This is a genomic window from uncultured Dokdonia sp. (genome assembly GCF_947492535.1).
Classification (GTDB): domain Bacteria; phylum Bacteroidota; class Bacteroidia; order Flavobacteriales; family Flavobacteriaceae; genus Dokdonia.
In genome coordinates this window covers 127079-144522 of record NZ_CANLNH010000012.1, presented here as the reverse complement: position 1 = coordinate 144522, position 17444 = coordinate 127079, and the positions used below count along the sequence as shown (strand labels likewise).

Genomic DNA, 17444 nt, shown 5'->3' with positions numbered 1-17444 from the left:
CTTTCCCTACTTATACCATAGTTATATAGTATTAGGGTTAAGTACGCTTTCGCGAAAGCGTATATATCATGAGTTATCTGTGTGTGATACTAATCCCGTATAACTATCTATGTATTTTATGGAAGAAAAGGAAGTATATATATCATCTGGTTCGAGACCTTTTACATTATTAGTAATTGCAGCTGTTTACTTTACTATGAGTGGTGTTTTTATGTATACATTTATTAAGGGTTTTATGGATGAAGACTTATCAATTATATGGCTTTTTGCAAGTTTTTTTACATTTATGTTAGGAGTATCGTTTTCTAGGACAAAAAACTTTCACTTTGATATAAAAAACAAACGGTTTAAAAAGAAGTATCGTATTGGGCCTTTTACGTACGGATTTTGGAAACCTTTACCAGAATTAGAATATATTTCTGTTTTTAATTTTAAAGGAAGGCTATATCAAATTAATTTATGGATTAAAGGAAATGATTTTTATACAATAACAACCTTGAATGATTTGCAAATAGCTTTAGAAGAAGGAAAATCAATAGCCGAAAAGTTAGATATAGACCTCCTAGATGCAGCGACAGATCCTAGAAACTCTATTTGGGTGGCATTAAATAAGTAATTTATTCATTCCAATCCCAATTTACAATTTCCCAAGAGGTACCATCGGTGATTTGGGTTTCTAGAATTTTGAATCCAACACGCTTATGAGCTTCTAAAGAACGAATATTTGAAGTAGCTACTTCCGTAAAAAGGCAGTCAAAAGAATCACTTAACGCTACTTTGTAAAAAGTATACATGCCCTTAAAAACATCTTGACCTCGATAGGGTTTGTCAATGCATACTTGGCCCATTGCAACATAATTTTTTCCTTTAAGTAATCTATCTGCAGTCTCAAACATAGGAATTAGAATAGGCATTTCGTATTTAAAACTCCGTAGCATGACTAAGGCATATCCTGCAACACGATCGCCATCCATAGCGAGAATATGAGGGCAAGCATCATTCATTTTCTTAAGAATCTCAAACGTATGAGGAATTGTAATGTATCCTTGTTCTTCTCGTTCTTGAAGTGAAATAACGGCTTTTAAGTTACGCTTTTGAATCGCTAATATTTCTTGTAATTCTTGATCTGAAGTTGCTCTCTTGTAAGTAATCATGGTGTTTTTAAACCGTTAAATCATTTTCTATTTGTAACTCAATGCCTCTCTGGAATACTTTTGCAATAATAAAAAGAATAGCTGCAAGAAATAAAAATTCTTTACCACTCAAAGTAAAATCAATCTCAAATGTTTCTACGATGCGTTGACCGCCTAAAGTTAAATCGGCCTCAAATCCTTTTTTTATCAAACGTTTGCAGTATCGGTCTGCAATAATTGAAATGACCCCACAGCCTAACGCTAATTGACTAATTTTTGAGATAAGAACCGCTGTAGCTTCTGTGAAAGGATGTTTTAAATTTCCTGTAGTTGCTATTTTTATAGCAAGGTATGCGATGTAAGCATGTAAGCTCAATATAGTGATTGATAGAGAACCTACCCCCCAAAATGCTCTTATGTCTGTTGTACGAAGTTTAAAAAGATCAAGATCTAGGTATATGATTCTAGCATTTTCAGGATATATAGAACCCAAGCCAAAATTGAATACTAATACCCCTATTGTAATTAAAAGAGTAATAAAGACGATCCAAAATATAAATTTCAGGATACTTATGAGTTGTTGTGTTTTCATACGATGTAGATGTAATGATTGATTGTAATGATGCTATTCTTCTTCTATGTATTCTAAAATATCGCCTGGTTGGCAGTCCAATGCTTTACAGATTGCTTCTAGTGTGGTAAACCGTACCGCTTTTGCCTTTCCAGATTTGAGAATGGATAAGTTTGCTGTGGTTATACCAACAATCTCAGCAAGGTCTTTGCTTTTCATCTTGCGCTTAGCAAGCATGATATCTAAGTTGATGATTATTGGCATAGGTTATATTATCGTTTTACGATAACAAATATATAAAAATTATTGAAAAACAATAATAAATTGTTCTTTTTTGATAATTAATGTAATTTCTTTCAATCATATTTTCGAGTATATTTGAATAATGGGAACTGAAAAAATAATAATAGCAGATACGATAAGACCCTTGTGGCAGACTATTTTGGCTGCTGTATGTTTTACAGCGTGTACATGTGTATTTTGGTTGTATTTTTCTCAATCCCCAGAAGTTACCGATATCGAAACACATAGAGATTATATGGAAATGGGTGTCTTTTTTTTGATTACAGGAATTGGACTTTGTTATAAAAGAGGGATACAAATAAAACCATTGTCAAAAGAATTTAAAGCTACTTTTGAAATTGGACCTTTAGTATTGGGAGAATGGAAAAAGATACCAAACCCAGAATATGTATCCGTATTTCAACAAGCGGTAAAACAAGGAAATAGTATTTTTGAAGTCAATCTATGGTACGATACCAACAAGCATTGGGAATTATATACAAATACTGACTATAGGGAATCCTTTATAATAGGTTTTGATCTTTCAGAAGAATTAGATATTGATTTGCTAGATGCAACAACACCTAATGATTATAAATGGATAGATAAGGATAAATGGAGAAAAGAACTTAATGAAACTTCCTAACAAACTTCAAAAAAAATTAAATACGCGTGAAGCTGCTGGAACACTACGAGTATTAAAAGAACCAGAGGACCTGGTTGACTTTTCATCGAATGATTATTTGGGGTTATCTCGAAAACAATCTATTTCTAGAAGAGCCATAGAAATTTTAGAAGAACATGATATATTGACAAATGGAGCTACAGGAAGTCGTCTCCTATCAGGAAATCATAAACTATACCCACTCACAGAAGAAATTATTGCTAGTTTTCATGAAAGCGAAACCGCACTCATATTTAATAGTGGTTATGATGCAAATATTGGTTTTTTTCAGGCAGTTCCTCAGCGAGGAGATATCATTTTATATGATGAATATATACATGCTAGTATACGTGATGGAATCGTAATGAGTCATGCAAAGGCCTATAAGTTTAAGCATAATGACATAAAAGATTTGATTGATAACCTTGAACGTATACGCGAATTGTCATTAGAAACCAACACCTATGTGATTACAGAATCTGTATTTTCTATGGATGGTGATCATCCAGATCTAGTCACTATGGCACAAATGTGTAAAGCGTATAAGAGCTATCTTGTAGTAGATGAAGCACACGCAACTGGTGTTGTAGGCACTCTCGGACAAGGACTAGTACAAAAAATGGAGTTGCAGAATGAAGTATTTGCATCTATTATAACATTTGGGAAAGCATTAGGAGCGCATGGTGCTGCGGTGCTGGGTTCGGATTTATTAAAGCAGTACTTGGTTAATTTTGCAAGATCATTTATCTATACTACGGGACTTCCGCCACATTCAATAGCTACAATATTAGCAAGCTATGAATATCTGAGTGCTCCAAGCTCCATAGAGAAGCCTTTTTTTGAAATAGAAACCCTAAAGTCTCATATTGATTTTTTTAACGAACAAATAGTTATACATGATCTGCAATCTATTTTTATTCCAAGTACCTCTGCAATACACTGTGCAGTATTACCAGGAAATGAGAGGGTAAAGACAATTTCTCAAAAATTAAAAAAAGAAGGCTATGATGTAAAACCTATTTTATCTCCCACTGTTCCAGAAGGACAAGAACGCTTACGCATATGTTTGCATAGTTATAATACTCAGCAGGAAATAAAAAGCGTATTATCTTTACTGAAAAATTTTACACATGAGTCTATCACTTAATCGTCCGATACCCTATACGCAAAGTTGGAAAAAAACAATAGCTATTGGTAGTATTGTTGGTGCAGGATTAAGTATGCTTTTAATTTTTTTACAGCCTTTTGATACCGATGAGGTTCAGTTTAGTTATAAAGTAGTAAAACTTGCTGGGTATGGCTTATGTTTTTTGATTCCTATTTTGATGATGCATCCTATTGAAAATGCACTTTTTAAAAAACAGCAGTATCGCTGGTATGTTTTAAATGAATTAGGATATATCATTGTATGCTTACTGCTAGTATATACAGTGTGTTATTTTTATAACACATATATTGTAAATGATAGTGTAAATACCTCGTTAAAAGGATGGTACTATTTTATGATTTATTATGGTTTACCTTTTATGCCTTTTTTGGGACCTCTATGGTTATATTTTAGAAACCGATTTGGAAAAATTACCTTACCTGAATCTACGACACAAAAAGATATACAGACGACCATTACAGGAGAAAATAAAAAAGAAAGTTTGATGATTGTTGTGTCAGATTTTGTGTATGCACAAGCACAACAAAATTATGTAGCGATCTACTATATAGAACAAGAAGAATTACAAAAAAAGATGATTCGAAGTACACTTTCTAATGTTCAAAAACAACTGCCTGATGCCTGGCAAGTACATCGATCTTATTTAGTGAATTTATCATATGTAAAAACAATTTCTGGAAATAGTAGAAAGCGAGAATTATTCTTAACAGAAACTTCAGAAGCGATTCCCGTATCCCAAAAATACTACGAAGCACTACAAAAACGAAGTTCAAATTCGTCCCAGAAATAACAATTAGAGCCCTGAAATAGCAAACTCAGCACAAAAAAGGCATACTCATCACTATCATTTTTTTAGGGTGTTTTAACTTCTTCTATTTGTAGAGAATTTAAAACAAACAAACATGAAAACAATACTTATAGCCATTAGTTTCTTATGCATATCTATACAATCATATGCGCAATTTGATCCATTACAAGAACGAAGAGAATTAGTTGGTAAAATTATAAATCTAGCAGATACTCATATATGCAACCCTGCTTTTCTAAAAACCAAGGAATGGGATGTATTTGTAGAGTATATCCAAAGTGAAGAGGTACTTTCTCTAGAGGAAGCTGAATTTAGAAAAGCATTTAATAACGCCAGTCAAAAACTAACATTCTCTCATTTTTACTTAACGTATTCTGCTGAAGAAAAACATGGTAAAGCTAATGAAAGAAAGAAGACAACAGTGACAGAAAAAGCATTTGAATTATCAGAAATAGATTCAGAAACGGTTGTGCTTACGATACGACAGTTTATATCCAATGCACCTCTTATGAAATCATTAGTAACTGAAGTGTCAGAAAAGAACTATAAAAACCTCATTGTAGATGTACGAGGGAATAGAGGAGGAACATTAGACGCAGCAGTTATATTAGGGCAGTTTATAACTCCTAATATGATAGACGCGGGTTCGTATTTAAGTCGCTCTTGGTTTGAGCAAAATGATCACTATCCTACACAAGAGGAAATTACTAGCTTTCCATTTCTTCAAGATATGACCTATGCTGGATTTAGAGAAGCAGCTAAAAAACCAGCTTTTAGAATGGTAGTGCCTCCGCATAATAATCCTACATTTAAAGGAAAAGTGTATGTGCTTACGGATAAGTATACCGCCAGTACTTGTGAGCCTTTTGTATACCTTATAAAAGAACAAGGTATTGCAGAAATAGTAGGAGAACACACTGCTGGAGCAATGTTGAGTGGGGTAAACTTTAAACTGACTAAAAGACTAAACCTCTTTATGCCTGTGCAAGATTATATTACTGCAGATGGTAGTAGATTAGATAAAGTAGGAGTAGCACCAACAATGAAGACAACGTCTGAAGAAGCATTAGATACAGTCTTAGAACTTCTTTAATTTTTTAATCAACGTTTAAGACATTTTTAATACCAAATGCCTCTGTAAGATAGGGGCATTTGGTATTTTTGTAAGATGTCTAATACATTTATTACAGTTGCGAGGTATCAATACTCTAGTGAAGCTCAAATTATCAAAGGACGATTAGAAGCAGATGGAATAGAAGTTTTTATTGCAGATAATCATACCGTAGATACAGATCCTTTAGTGAGTAACGCTATAGGAGGAGTAAAACTTAAAGTGCATGCGCAAGATGAAGTCAAAGCCAAAGAAATTCTCAATAGTATAAAAGAATATTCTCTAGATGATGAAGGCATTCCTTTAGTCTGTCCCAATTGCCAAAGTACTAAAATACATTATATGACAAATGTGACAGATATCAAATCACTCATGTCTTTTATAGTGAGCATTATAGCGGGTGTATTGCCACTATATACCAAATATGAACATCGCTGCGAAAATTGTAAATACACCTTTTAAATACTATGAGCACCTATTTTATAACAGGAATTTCTACCGAAGTAGGAAAAACAATAGCATCGGCTATCGTAACAGAAGCACTTGAAGCCGATTATTGGAAACCTGTTCAGGCTGGAGAACTCGATTATAGTGATACGCATAAAATTAAATATTTAGTATCTAATGGTATATCGCAATATCACGATAATTCATTTGCTTTACATACACCCATGAGTCCTCATGCGGCAGCCGAAATAGATGGAGTGAAGATCACAATGCCAAAAATTAAACGACCTAAAACATCAAATAACCTTGTTATAGAAGGTGCAGGAGGGTTGTTAGTACCCCTTAATGATATAGATACGATCATTGATTTAATACAGCCTACAGATAAGGTTATTGTAGTTTCAAGGCATTATTTAGGAAGTATTAATCATACGTTATTGACTATTGAAGCCTTAAAGAGTAGAAATCTTACCATAGCAGGTATTATTTTTTCTGGAGAAGAACACCCTACTACAGAAGCAATCATTACAAAAATGACTAAAGTTCCTATCATAGGTCGTATAGAAGAAGAACCTTACTTTGATGAACGTGTTGTAAGTGAATATGCTTCTTTATTTAAAGAAAAACTTAAGGCATTATAAATCTTTAGATAGATATAATGTATATAGCGATTCGTTACATTTGTATCGCTGGTAATTAAAGGTAGTTTATGAGTATTTCAGAAATAGATCAAGCACATATTTGGCATCCATTAACACAGCACAAAACCAGTAGTGCTCCCATGCCTATCGTGAAAGCAGAAGGCGCTATGCTTTATGCTGAAGATGGTACTACATATATAGATGGGATTGCTTCTTGGTATACGGCAATGTATGGACATTGCAATCCGTATATCATTGAGCAAGTAACTGCTCAAATGAAAACGCTAGATCAAATTGTATTTACAGGATTTACACATCAACCCGCTACCACACTTGCTCAAAAAGTACTTGATATCCTTCCAGAGAATCAGCAAAAGATATTTTTTAATGATAATGGATCCACGGCAGTAGAAGCAGGGATTAAAATGGCATTGCAATACCATCATAACAAAGGAAGTAAACGAAATACACTTATTGCTTTTGAAAATGGATTTCATGGAGATACATTTGGCGCTATGTCTGTAAGCGATCTTTCAGTGTATAATGGTCCTTTTGAAGACTATTTTTTAAACGTTAAACGTATTCCGGCACCCACAGAAGAGAATCTTGCTGGAGTAATGCAATTACTTCAAAGCATTATAGAAAAGCATGCATGTGCTGGTTTTGTGTATGAACCTTTGGTGCAAGGAGCTGCCGGTATGCACATGTATGATGCTTCAGGACTTGAATCTATTTTAAAACTTTGTAAAGCAAATGATATTGTCACAGTTGCTGATGAGGTAATGACTGGTTTTGGAAAAACAGGAAAACATTTTGCGTCTCTATATTTAGAAACCTACCCAGATATTATATGTTTAAGTAAGGCACTTACAGCAGGCTTAGTTCCTATGAGTTTGACCACGTGTACACAAGAAATTTACGATGCTTTCCTTGATGACACAGTAGCAAAAGGCTTTTTTCATGCACATACCTATAGTGCAAACCCTATAGCCTGTGCCGCAGCTATTGCAGGTATTGATTTATTAACGAGTGAAGATATTCAGAGCCAAATACAGCATATCCATAAACGTCATTCCGCTTTCGCGAAAGCAATAAAAACCCACCCAAAAGCTATTAATATACGTGTAAAAGGTGTCATTTTTGCCTTAGAATTGCATACCGAAATGGAACGCTATGGAAGTTTGCGTAATGCGCTTTTTAAACACTTTATGGACCGTGGTATATGTCTAAGGCCTCTTGGGAATACTATTTATATATTACCCCCTTTTGTAATTACGGATGTACAATTAGATCAAATATATAAAGCGATTAAAGAAGCGTTGGAGACTTTTTAAAAAGAAAACGCTATGTAATTTACACAGCGTTTTTAAATTAAAATATGTTCAGGAATTTAAAAATCTTCCTCTTCCTCAGGTTTATCTAGCCCTTCATTTAATAGATTAATGACTTCATTATTTTGGTCAATACGTACCTCCATTTCGCTATAAGTCCATTCATCGTTTCGCTTTTCCCCCACAATGTATAGCCTTCCTTCTCCTTTAGGGCCTTTGATTGGTATGTTAAAATCAGCCTCTCCATCACCATTATTAAAATTAATACTGCCTTGCATTATCCCATCTTTTTCAATAGGTGTTCCTAGGAGTTCTACTACTTGCTCATTACTATTTACTTTTTCTAAACCTTCTTGGTAAGGAGTTGAACTCGTAAACATTGTTGTTACACCCGCAAAAACGCCTCCTATAAATAGAATAACAATAATCAAACATCCACCACATCCGCCTACAGGAAGGGCCCATTTCCAATTACGTTTCCACCATGATTTTTCTTGAATAAGTTCGTTTTGATCAGTCATTTATATTATAGTTTTAGTCGTTTAATGCATCTTTAATATCGATTACTTGATTTGTGCCTTCTACAGTAATTGTGCACATCGAATATACCCATTTTCCATCTATTTTATCCGCTTTCACAATAAGAGTGCCATCTGCCTTTTGTCCATCCAGTTGCATTTGAACATCTAAATGATCTTTAGATACTTCTGGATCATATCCTTCTTCTAGAATTTCTATAGGTTTTCCAAGTGCTTGCGCTACCTCTGTATTTCCTTGAAGCTCTGTGACCACATTAATATACGCAACAATAGAGGTGCTTTTAGCAAGAGAATTAAACGTAACGCCTATTATAATAGCTATAATAATTAAAATAGTTAAACATCCGCCAGATGGGAGTGCCCATTTCCAATTGCGTTTCCACCAACTTTGTCGTATTTCTTCTTCCATAAAAGTATGTGATTTGCTAATAAGTAGATCAAAATCTAGTTATGTTACGAAATACAATAAACAAACTTTGTATTTTAGTTTTTCCTGCATTTTTGAACTCGTATTTTTGCATAAAATATTTCTTCTTGAAAACACCTATTGCTATTACAGGACTCGCATCACTTTCTCCACTTGGAGTGACAGATACTCAAGAATGGGATGCATATCTGACTTCAAAGACTGCTATTTCTTGGGATGATACATTACAGGCGCCTGTATCTAGATTAACAGAGGAAGCTTACGCAACTATTGATGCTTTACGAGAAGAAAATACACACTATAAAAGGTTAGATAACTCTGTTTTATATGCTATTGCAGTAGCTCGTAAAGCAATAACGCAATCTGGATGGAAGCAAGGTGATTTTGGAATTAATATTGGCTCGTCAAGAGGTGCTACGCAATTATTTGAATCGTATTATGACGCTTTCGTAAACCTGCCTGCCGACAGGCAGGAGCACAAAACAACATCAACTCACGCCTCTCCTTCAACAACTTTAGGGAATATAGCCTCTTGGGTCGCACAAGATTTGCAAAGTAAAGGTCCTGATATATCACATTCTATCACATGTAGTACAGCATTGCATGCAGTATTGAATGGAGTAGCATGGCTAGAATCAGGCATGGCTTCTAAATTTTTAGTAGGGGGTAGTGAAGCCGCACTTACACCCTTTACAATCGCGCAAATGCGCGCTATGAAGCTCATCCCCTTGAAGAAGGGGACCTCTCCCAACAATACTGGAGCTTCCAATAACTTAAATAACAAATCACCATACTACTGTAAAGCTTTAGATTTGAATAAGACTTCAAACGGGATGGTGTTAGGAGAAGGAGCTGGTATTGCATGTTTAGAAAGAGGAAGGAAAGAAAATGCATTGGCGTATATCACAGGAATTGGGTATGCTACAGAATCACTTACGCATGCCGTATCACTCTCTGCAAATGGTTCCTGTTTTCAAGACGCAATGCGTATGGCAATAGGATGTAAAAATCTTTCCGAAATCGATGCTATTGTGATGCATGCACCGGGTACTGTAAAAGGAGATCAATCAGAAATTGAGGCAATTCATAAGATTTTTTGTAACAAAATACCTTTATTGACTACCAATAAGTGGAAGATAGGTCACACTTTTGGTGCTAGTGGGCTGTTAAGTCTCAAACTTGCCGTACAGATGTTACAACATCAAATCTATGTAGGCATTCCTTACTTGGAAGAGAAAACAAGATCCCAAAAGCTCAATAATATTCTCGTAAACGCAGTTGGTTTTGGAGGTAATGCAGTAAGCATATTAATCTCAAAATAAACTCAAAACTATATGTCCTTAGTATAGTACTTTGCTGCTGCAGATAAAGTCGCTATCTTTTCAAAGTATTTTTTAGTAATCTTTTAAATGTTTTCTTATGCAAGAATGGTATAGTGCGCTCTCTAGTTTTGAACAGGTCTTTTGGGGTATTGCTTTAATCGCTTCTGTGTTTTTTGTTTTTGTTCTGGTTACCACCCTTCTGGGAGGTGATGCAGAAATAGAAGGAGATGTAGATGCAGAAATAGAAGGAGATACAGGTATCGGGTTTCAGTTTTTTAGCTTTAAAAATATTGTTGCCTTTTTCACCATTTTTGGATGGAGTGGCATCTCTTTTTTAGAGGCAGGAATGTCAAAAGGAATTGTAGTGCTTCTCGCTGCAGTCTGTGGACTGGCTATGATGTTTGTGATGGCTTTCTTACTCTATCAAATGCGTAAAATGGCCAGTAGCGGTACATTACAAATGAAAAATGCTATAGGTCAAATAGGATCTGTATACCTTACGATAGGAGCAAATCGCTCTCGTATAGGAAAAGTACAAATTACGGTACAAGGAGCGTTACGGGAACTCGAAGCGCTTACCGATGAAAATGAGGCAATTACAACAAACACTGTCGTACAAGTAAAAGAAGTGACGGCAAACGGAATTCTAATCGTATCACCAACCAAATAATTTAAATCTATGTCAAAACTATTGTTATTACAAACAGATGGGATAGCAGGGGTTGCAGCCATTGGCGCAGCTATCGTATTCATCTTTATTATTATTATTTTTATTATACGTCGTTATAAGCGATGTCCTTCAGATCGTATCCTTGTCGTATATGGTAAAGTAGGAGGAGGGCAATCAGCCAAATGTATTCATGGTGGAGCCGCCTTCATCATTCCTGTATTTCAAGATTATGAGTTTCTTGATTTAACACCGATGTCTATTGAGGTAAATCTTATCAACGCCTTAAGTAAGCAAAACATACGTGTGAATGTACCATCTCGATTTACGATTGGTATTTCTACAGAGCCAGGTGTGATGCAAAATGCAGCTGAGCGTTTATTAGGACTTCGTATGGAAGATGTAAAAGAACTTGCAATGGAAATTATTTTCGGGCAATTACGTCTTGTAGTAGCTTCTATGGATATTGAGGAAATTAACTCAGATAGAGATAAATTCTTGACAAATATCTCACAAAGTGTTGAAGGAGAATTAAAGAAAGTAGGTCTGAAATTAATCAACGTAAATATTACAGATATTGTAGATGAATCTGGATATATAGAAGCATTAGGAAAAGAAGCAGCAGCACATGCTATTAATGCAGCACGTAAGTCGGTGGCAGAAAAAACACGTGATGGATCTATTGGAGAAGCAAATGCGGTGCAAGATGAACGTACACAAGTAGCTGCTGCAAATGCACAAGCAGTAGAAGGAGAAAACCAAGCGAAAATTGCCGTAGCAAATTCAGATTCGTTACGTCGTCAGCGAGAAGCAGAAGCAGAGCGTGTGGCAATTGCTGCAGAAAAAGTACAAAGCGCAAAAGCATTAGAAGAGTCATATGCAGCAGAAAAAGATGCTGAACTTGCTCGTGCAGATAGAGAACGTTCTTCTCAAGAAGCAGATGTTATTGTTCCTGCAGAAATCGATAAGCGTAAAGTAGAAATTGATGCAGAGGCTGAAGCAGAAAAAATAAGACGTCGTGCAAAAGGAGAGGCAGATGCGATCTTATTCAAAGCGCAAGCTGAAGCACAAGGACTATATGAAGTATTAACTAAGCAAGCAGCGGGTCTTGATCAGATTGTAAAAGCAGCGGGTAATAATTCTAAAGATGCGGTACTGTTATTAATTGCCGATAAACTTCCTGAGTTAGTAGCCACACAAGCAGAGGCTATTAAGAATATCAAGATAGATAAAGTAACCGTTTGGGAAAATGGTGGTGGAAAAGACGGAAAAACGTCTACTTCAAACTTTATTTCTGGAATGTATGGTGCTGTGCCGCCATTACAAGAAATGTTTAATATGGCAGGAATGGAATTGCCTGAGTATTTAAAAGGGAAAGATATTTCAAAACCTGAAACGGCTATCGAAGATGCTGAGATAGCAGATGAAGAGACTGAATAATGAACTCTTTTTTAAAAAGTATAAAAATCCGCTTATCTAGGCGGGTTTTTTTATTTTTGAAGTAAACGGATAAGATTCTTTATACGCTTTCGCGAAAGCGTATCCAACCCAACTCCATTATGAAAAATAGATTAGTATTCCTCGTTACTATATATGCGTTTATAACAACACAAGCACAAGTAGATCCGAATATTTATGAAAAATTTACAGAGCAAACGATCACCATAGATGGATATAATATTCATCTGGAAGTAAAAGGGAAAGGAGATGCTATTTTTTTCTTACCAGGCGGACCCGGAAACTCGCATGACTATATGCAAGGGAATTTTGGACAGTATTATAAAACCCATAAAGTCGTCTTCTTTGACTGGTTAGGAAGAGGAAAATCTGACGATGCAAAAGATGTCTCTGAATATTCTGTAGAAGCAGATGTGGAGATGATCGAAAAAATACGCAAACATTTAGGCTTGGAAAAAATATCGGTAGTTGGTCATTCTTATGGAACCGTTCCTGCCCAAGGATATGCAATCGCCTATCCAGATCGTGTAAAGCATATGGTGCTCATTAATGGATTTCATAGTGGCGCCATGTGGCAAGCAAACTGTGACAGCTATAACCATTATGCAAAAACACATTTTCCTGAGCGTTGGGTAAAAGTAGATTCATTAAGACAATTAGGATACCTCTCTACAGATAAACCTTTACAAGATGTATATGGTGCTTTCCCTACAAAATATATTTATTATCACAATACGAGTTTAAAGCAGAACGTACCTTCTACAAAACATAGGGGATGGGCAGGTGATGTATATGCGCAAATTATAGGTCCAGATGGAGATTTTGATGTAAGTGGGAGTATGATTCGTCAGGATTATAGAAGAAAGTTAAAAGATATCCCTGCAAGAACATTGATTATAGCAGGAAGATATGATGGAGTTTCTACCCCAGAATTTGCCGTGCAGTATAAACTATTTATGCCGCAAGCACGTTTTGAAATGTTTGAAAACAGTGCGCATAATCCTTATCTTGAAGAACCAGAAAAATTCTATAGTATTTTTGATGATTTTTTTGGAATTAAAAAGTAAGCATACAACATAATTTTTACAGCATATTTATGAAAACTAGCGGAGTCATAACCGCCCTTTTTCTTATTTTTGACATATGAGTGAGATCAGACATAACTGGACCAAAGAAGAAATACTTTCTATTTATAATAAACCTATGATGGAGTTGCTTTATGAAGCAGCGACGGTGCATAGAATACATCACGATCCTAATACGGTACAAGTATCTACATTACTTTCTATAAAAACTGGAGGTTGTCCTGAAGATTGTGGCTATTGTCCACAAGCAGCAAGATACCATACAGATATAGAAGGAAATGATTTGATGTCTGTACAACAAGTAAAAGCACAAGCATTACGTGCAAAAGCTTCTGGAAGCTCTAGAGTGTGTATGGGAGCAGCATGGCGTAATGTAAAAGATGGACCTGAGTTTGATAATGTGTTAGAAATGGTGCGTACCATCAACAAGCTCGATATGGAAGTTTGCTGTACGTTAGGAATGGTTACTGAAAATCAAGCGCAACGTCTTGCAGAAGCAGGATTGTATGCATACAATCATAACCTTGATACTTCTGAAGATTATTATAAAGATGTGATCTCTACGCGTGCTTTTGAAGATCGTCTAGATACGATTTCAAATGTACGTAAGACCAATGTAACGGTATGTAGTGGAGGGATTATTGGAATGGGAGAAGCGGTAGAAGATCGCGCAGGAATGTTAGTTGCATTGGCAACATTAGATCCACAGCCAGAATCAGTACCTATTAATGCATTAGTTGCCGTACCAGGGACTCCTATGGAAGATATAGAGCCTATTTCTATTTGGGAAATGATTCGTATGGTTGCTACTACGCGTATTGTAATGCCGCAAACACAAGTAAGACTTTCGGCAGGTCGTACAGAGATGAGTAGAGAAGGACAAGCAATGTGTTTCTTTGCGGGAGCAAACTCAATATTTGCAGGCGATAAATTATTGACTACACCTAATCCAGATGTAGGAGAAGACATGAAAATGTTTGAATTACTTGGATTAAATCCTCAGAAACCATTTGTTAAAAAAGTACAGCCAGAAACGGTAGAAGCAGCAGATTCTCAATATGAATCACTAGGTGAAAAACCAAAATGGACACGTCCAGAACATAAAATAGAGCGTAATGAAGCAGCAAAATTAGTTGCTAAAGACAAATAATTACATTCTATACCGTATTTTGAAAGCCCATTTTGTAACAAAAATGGGCTTTTCTTATCTTTAATGTTATAATAATAACTTCATAAAGTCAAATATGCAGTTACAACCTATAGAGAGAGTACATACTATTACAAAAACAGTGTTTTTAAAAAATTATGTAAAATTACAAAGGCCTGTAGTTATTGAACATCTTATAGATGATTGGCCGGCATATAAAAAATGGTCGTTATCGTATGTGCAAGATATTGCTGGAGAAAAAGAAGTCCCTTTGTATGATGATCGTCCTGTTAAACATGATGAAGGCTTTAATGAAGCGCATGCTACAATGAAGATGGGAGATTATATCAAACTTCTTAAAAAGGAACCTACCAATTATCGTATTTTCTTATATAATCTTATGAAAGAGGTGCCTTCTTTAAAACATGACTTTAAATTCCCTAAGATTGGATTGCAATTATTAAAACAAATCCCAATGCTCTTTTTTGGAGGAGAAAATAGTAAAGTATTTATGCATCATGACATAGATTGGGCAAACATCTTACATTTTCACTTTGAAGGGAAGAAACAATGCATTTTATTTCCACCTAGTGAAACCAAAAATCTTTATAAAGTACCCTATAGTCTGATTACAAGGGAAGATATAGATTTTGATAATCCTGACTACGAAAAATTTCCAATACTTAAAAAAGCAAAAGGATATATCTGTCATCTCAATCATGGAGAAACACTATATATGCCAGAAGGATATTGGCACTTTATGAAGTATGAAACGCCTGGATTTAGTATGAGTTTACGTGCGCTTCCGCGAAAAGCAAAACACTTTCGATATGCACTTTATAATGTCTTTATTATGCGTTTTTATGATAATTTTATGCGTCGTCGTAAAGGGCAAGCTTGGATAGATCAAAAAAACGAACAAGCCATTGCAGATACACACAAATTACATGGCTTGATGTGATGTTTCCAATGTATATATACTCCTAGATAATACCTCAGCATGTCATTTCGCGCCTGCCTGTCGGTAGGCAGGAAAGTGTCTGAAAATTTAATAGTAATTACACATACGATTAATTAAGGAGTCGCTGTTGTAAATTTTCTTCAAGATCAACTACTTTGCTTTCTAATTCATGCAAACGATGGTAAATATCTACGGGTTCTGGCATCTGTTTTGATGCATACATAGTAACGTACCATACTTCCATGATATCTTCGGCATTCATTGTATAGGTTGGGTAATTACCATCGGTATTATCACTTTTTAGAATAAGTTTCCCACGCTCTGCTATTCTGTTTATAGTACGTTTTAAGACGATACCATCATTTTTACTTACAATCACATATACGCGACCGTCTTTAATGTCGCTAAGGTCTTCTACGTATTTTCCAAAGACAAGGTCTCCGTCAAAAAAAGTACGCACCATAGAATTGCCATGTACTTCAAAGCAACGATAGGTGCCATTCGTAAGATGAGGCATGTGAAACGTAGGTAAGGTTTCTATATAATCAGTATCTCCATAACCATCCAAGTATCCTGCTCTTGCTTTGATAGGCACATAAATCACATTTTCTTCTCCTGTTTTATTAACAGCAACCACTTGTGGTATTCCTGAATATGTTTGAATTTGTGACGTGTTTTCTTTTAGCATGATATCACTTTGCCCAAAGAGATAATCAGGGTTAATTTTAAAGGTTTCTATGATAGATAATAAGACATCATATCCAGGTTTAGTTTTCTTCCGAGTCCCGTCTTTCTGAGGCCTACCGTTTATAATGCTGTCTATGGTTGTGCCGGTGACACCTATCTGTTTTGAAAACGAAAAATTATTGAATCCAAAATGCCTGATAATGTTTTTTATCTTATCATTTATAGTCTCCATAAGGGGTGTAATTTTATTTTGCTTTTTGTGAAAAAAATAACACAATTGTTTGTTTTAAATTGCAAAATGTTTTATATTTGTACTGTGGTTAAGCGCTAACTTACAAAAAAAAGCTAAATAATTAAACATTTGTGCAGAAATTTAACTTTTTTACGAGTATTCTAGAATACTGCCTTTCCTAAATACGTAGACGTATTCTAACATTTTTGGGAATTTTTATACCATCTTTTCAAGCACCACTTTAAGAAAAGAGTAGTACGTGTCCTTTTTACAAGGATGAATATGAATTTTTTAATTTTAAAGTTTTGAAAAAACCAATTGTATTTTTTTAATCTGTATTAGGGGATAATATGCGAGGCATATTATGAATGCATAACTGAACAATCTAACCCTAAATTAAGGATTGTTTTCATTTCAGAAATATATTTTCAACTTAGTTTCTGAAGTGTTCAAATACTAGTAATTTACTAAAATGATGTAATAGTTTTTGACATCTTTAACTGACATTTTGTATAAGTCGGTAAGGGAATCCTATGCTCACTTATAAATGTAAAATCATACATTTTGTAAATCTATTATGCTGATATATTAGAATTTACTAGTCATTTCTAAATCGCTTTTCTTTTTGAAAGCTACTTGACCTTTACACGATTCTTAGGCTTAAGAATCGTGATTACAATGTACGCACCACTTTTTAAAAATGAGGTATAGACCTCACAGGGATATGTATGCCCTAAATGTAACACAAATTAAATTTTAAAAC

General features: G+C 35.0%; 20 protein-coding genes. 14 read left to right on the top strand and 6 right to left on the bottom strand.

Translation table 11 applies throughout. The features are described from left to right. Positions 1-118: 118 nt before the first annotated feature. Complete coding sequence (locus tag Q1A60_RS15870; RefSeq protein WP_299766938.1) at positions 119-616, top strand: hypothetical protein; 498 nt, start codon at positions 119-121, stop codon at positions 614-616. A gap of 1 nt (position 617) precedes the next feature. Here the strand turns inward: Q1A60_RS15870 and Q1A60_RS15865 are convergent, their stop codons facing one another. The 3 genes from Q1A60_RS15865 to Q1A60_RS15855 are packed head-to-tail and all read right to left on the bottom strand — an operon-like array spanning position 618 to position 1968. Next, positions 618-1154, bottom strand: coding sequence for a GNAT family N-acetyltransferase (locus tag Q1A60_RS15865; RefSeq protein ID WP_299766936.1), 537 nt, complete (start codon positions 1152-1154; stop codon positions 618-620). A 7-nt stretch (positions 1155-1161) separates the two neighbouring features. Next, complete coding sequence (locus Q1A60_RS15860) at positions 1162-1725, bottom strand: DUF2975 domain-containing protein (RefSeq protein WP_299766934.1); 564 nt, start codon at positions 1723-1725, stop codon at positions 1162-1164. Positions 1726-1758: 33 nt separating this feature from the next. Then, positions 1759-1968, bottom strand: coding sequence for a helix-turn-helix transcriptional regulator (locus Q1A60_RS15855; protein WP_299766932.1), 210 nt, complete (start codon positions 1966-1968; stop codon positions 1759-1761). A 121-nt stretch (positions 1969-2089) separates the two neighbouring features. Here Q1A60_RS15855 and Q1A60_RS15850 point away from each other — a divergent pair, with 121 nt between their 5' ends. From Q1A60_RS15850 to bioA, 7 genes are all read left to right on the top strand, one after another. Beyond that, a complete protein-coding gene (locus Q1A60_RS15850; protein WP_299766929.1) occupies positions 2090-2632 on the top strand; it encodes a hypothetical protein in 543 nt (180 codons plus the stop codon). Beyond that, entirely contained in the window at positions 2619-3797 is a 1179-nt protein-coding gene (locus Q1A60_RS15845; protein ID WP_299766927.1) for an 8-amino-7-oxononanoate synthase, read from the top strand. Before Q1A60_RS15850 ends, Q1A60_RS15845 begins: the two co-directional genes overlap by 14 nt. Next, positions 3781-4608 carry a LytTR family DNA-binding domain-containing protein gene (locus Q1A60_RS15840; RefSeq protein WP_299766925.1) on the top strand — a complete coding sequence of 276 codons (828 nt, stop codon included), beginning with the start codon at positions 3781-3783 and terminating at the stop codon, positions 4606-4608. Before Q1A60_RS15845 ends, Q1A60_RS15840 begins: the two co-directional genes overlap by 17 nt. Positions 4609-4720: 112 nt before the next feature. Continuing rightward, entirely contained in the window at positions 4721-5719 is a 999-nt protein-coding gene (locus tag Q1A60_RS15835) for a S41 family peptidase (RefSeq protein ID WP_299766921.1), read from the top strand. 75 nt (positions 5720-5794) lie between these two features. After that, positions 5795-6199, top strand: a complete 405-nt coding sequence (locus tag Q1A60_RS15830) for a DUF2007 domain-containing protein (RefSeq protein WP_299766919.1) — start codon at positions 5795-5797, stop codon at positions 6197-6199. 5 nt (positions 6200-6204) lie between these two features. Continuing rightward, positions 6205-6825: a dethiobiotin synthase gene (bioD, locus tag Q1A60_RS15825; protein WP_299766917.1), complete on the top strand. Its 621-nt coding sequence runs from the start codon at positions 6205-6207 to the stop codon at positions 6823-6825. A gap of 68 nt (positions 6826-6893) precedes the next feature. Then, positions 6894-8159: an adenosylmethionine--8-amino-7-oxononanoate transaminase gene (bioA, locus tag Q1A60_RS15820; RefSeq protein ID WP_299766915.1), complete on the top strand. Its 1266-nt coding sequence runs from the start codon at positions 6894-6896 to the stop codon at positions 8157-8159. Between the two features lie 56 nt (positions 8160-8215). On the opposite strand, the gene Q1A60_RS15815 is transcribed toward bioA, so the two are convergent. Then, positions 8216-8677 carry a cytochrome c oxidase assembly factor 1 family protein gene (locus Q1A60_RS15815; RefSeq protein ID WP_299766912.1) on the bottom strand — a complete coding sequence of 154 codons (462 nt, stop codon included), beginning with the start codon at positions 8675-8677 and terminating at the stop codon, positions 8216-8218. Between the two features lie 13 nt (positions 8678-8690). Continuing rightward, entirely contained in the window at positions 8691-9104 is a 414-nt protein-coding gene (locus Q1A60_RS15810; protein WP_299766910.1) for a cytochrome c oxidase assembly factor Coa1 family protein, read from the bottom strand. A 125-nt stretch (positions 9105-9229) separates the two neighbouring features. Here Q1A60_RS15810 and Q1A60_RS15805 point away from each other — a divergent pair, with 125 nt between their 5' ends. The 6 genes from Q1A60_RS15805 (at position 9230) to Q1A60_RS15780 (ending at position 15762) form a co-directional block, all read left to right on the top strand. Continuing rightward, a complete protein-coding gene (locus Q1A60_RS15805; protein ID WP_299766908.1) occupies positions 9230-10444 on the top strand; it encodes a beta-ketoacyl synthase N-terminal-like domain-containing protein in 1215 nt (404 codons plus the stop codon). A gap of 97 nt (positions 10445-10541) precedes the next feature. Next, positions 10542-11114, top strand: a complete 573-nt coding sequence (locus tag Q1A60_RS15800) for a hypothetical protein (RefSeq protein ID WP_299766906.1) — start codon at positions 10542-10544, stop codon at positions 11112-11114. 9 nt (positions 11115-11123) lie between these two features. Beyond that, positions 11124-12551: a flotillin family protein gene (locus Q1A60_RS15795; protein WP_299766904.1), complete on the top strand. Its 1428-nt coding sequence runs from the start codon at positions 11124-11126 to the stop codon at positions 12549-12551. A 119-nt stretch (positions 12552-12670) separates the two neighbouring features. Beyond that, on the top strand, positions 12671-13636 hold the full coding sequence (locus tag Q1A60_RS15790) for an alpha/beta hydrolase (RefSeq protein ID WP_299766902.1): 966 nt from the start codon (positions 12671-12673) through the stop codon (positions 13634-13636). Positions 13637-13712: 76 nt separating this feature from the next. Then, positions 13713-14804, top strand: coding sequence for a biotin synthase BioB (bioB, locus tag Q1A60_RS15785; protein ID WP_299766900.1), 1092 nt, complete (start codon positions 13713-13715; stop codon positions 14802-14804). A gap of 94 nt (positions 14805-14898) precedes the next feature. Further along, positions 14899-15762, top strand: a complete 864-nt coding sequence (locus tag Q1A60_RS15780) for a cupin-like domain-containing protein (RefSeq protein WP_299766898.1) — start codon at positions 14899-14901, stop codon at positions 15760-15762. A gap of 109 nt (positions 15763-15871) precedes the next feature. Here Q1A60_RS15780 and Q1A60_RS15775 read toward each other — a convergent pair whose 3' ends face one another. Beyond that, complete coding sequence (locus Q1A60_RS15775) at positions 15872-16681, bottom strand: S24 family peptidase (RefSeq protein ID WP_299766896.1); 810 nt, start codon at positions 16679-16681, stop codon at positions 15872-15874. Positions 16682-17444: the final 763 nt, after the last annotated feature.

Coding starts and splice junctions, on each gene's coding strand:
- Q1A60_RS15815 (WP_299766912.1), bottom strand. CDS start 8,677: ATGACTGATCAAAACGAACTTATTCAAGAAAAATCATGGTGGAAACGT.
- Q1A60_RS15780 (WP_299766898.1), top strand. CDS start 14,899: ATGCAGTTACAACCTATAGAGAGAGTACATACTATTACAAAAACAGTG.
- Q1A60_RS15855 (WP_299766932.1), bottom strand. CDS start 1,968: ATGCCAATAATCATCAACTTAGATATCATGCTTGCTAAGCGCAAGATG.
- bioD (WP_299766917.1), top strand. CDS start 6,205: ATGAGCACCTATTTTATAACAGGAATTTCTACCGAAGTAGGAAAAACA.
- Q1A60_RS15850 (WP_299766929.1), top strand. CDS start 2,090: ATGGGAACTGAAAAAATAATAATAGCAGATACGATAAGACCCTTGTGG.
- bioB (WP_299766900.1), top strand. CDS start 13,713: ATGAGTGAGATCAGACATAACTGGACCAAAGAAGAAATACTTTCTATT.
- bioA (WP_299766915.1), top strand. CDS start 6,894: ATGAGTATTTCAGAAATAGATCAAGCACATATTTGGCATCCATTAACA.
- Q1A60_RS15840 (WP_299766925.1), top strand. CDS start 3,781: ATGAGTCTATCACTTAATCGTCCGATACCCTATACGCAAAGTTGGAAA.
- Q1A60_RS15845 (WP_299766927.1), top strand. CDS start 2,619: ATGAAACTTCCTAACAAACTTCAAAAAAAATTAAATACGCGTGAAGCT.
- Q1A60_RS15870 (WP_299766938.1), top strand. CDS start 119: ATGGAAGAAAAGGAAGTATATATATCATCTGGTTCGAGACCTTTTACA.
- Q1A60_RS15775 (WP_299766896.1), bottom strand. CDS start 16,681: ATGGAGACTATAAATGATAAGATAAAAAACATTATCAGGCATTTTGGA.
- Q1A60_RS15865 (WP_299766936.1), bottom strand. CDS start 1,154: ATGATTACTTACAAGAGAGCAACTTCAGATCAAGAATTACAAGAAATA.
- Q1A60_RS15790 (WP_299766902.1), top strand. CDS start 12,671: ATGAAAAATAGATTAGTATTCCTCGTTACTATATATGCGTTTATAACA.
- Q1A60_RS15835 (WP_299766921.1), top strand. CDS start 4,721: ATGAAAACAATACTTATAGCCATTAGTTTCTTATGCATATCTATACAA.
- Q1A60_RS15800 (WP_299766906.1), top strand. CDS start 10,542: ATGCAAGAATGGTATAGTGCGCTCTCTAGTTTTGAACAGGTCTTTTGG.
- Q1A60_RS15830 (WP_299766919.1), top strand. CDS start 5,795: ATGTCTAATACATTTATTACAGTTGCGAGGTATCAATACTCTAGTGAA.
- Q1A60_RS15795 (WP_299766904.1), top strand. CDS start 11,124: ATGTCAAAACTATTGTTATTACAAACAGATGGGATAGCAGGGGTTGCA.
- Q1A60_RS15860 (WP_299766934.1), bottom strand. CDS start 1,725: ATGAAAACACAACAACTCATAAGTATCCTGAAATTTATATTTTGGATC.
- Q1A60_RS15810 (WP_299766910.1), bottom strand. CDS start 9,104: ATGGAAGAAGAAATACGACAAAGTTGGTGGAAACGCAATTGGAAATGG.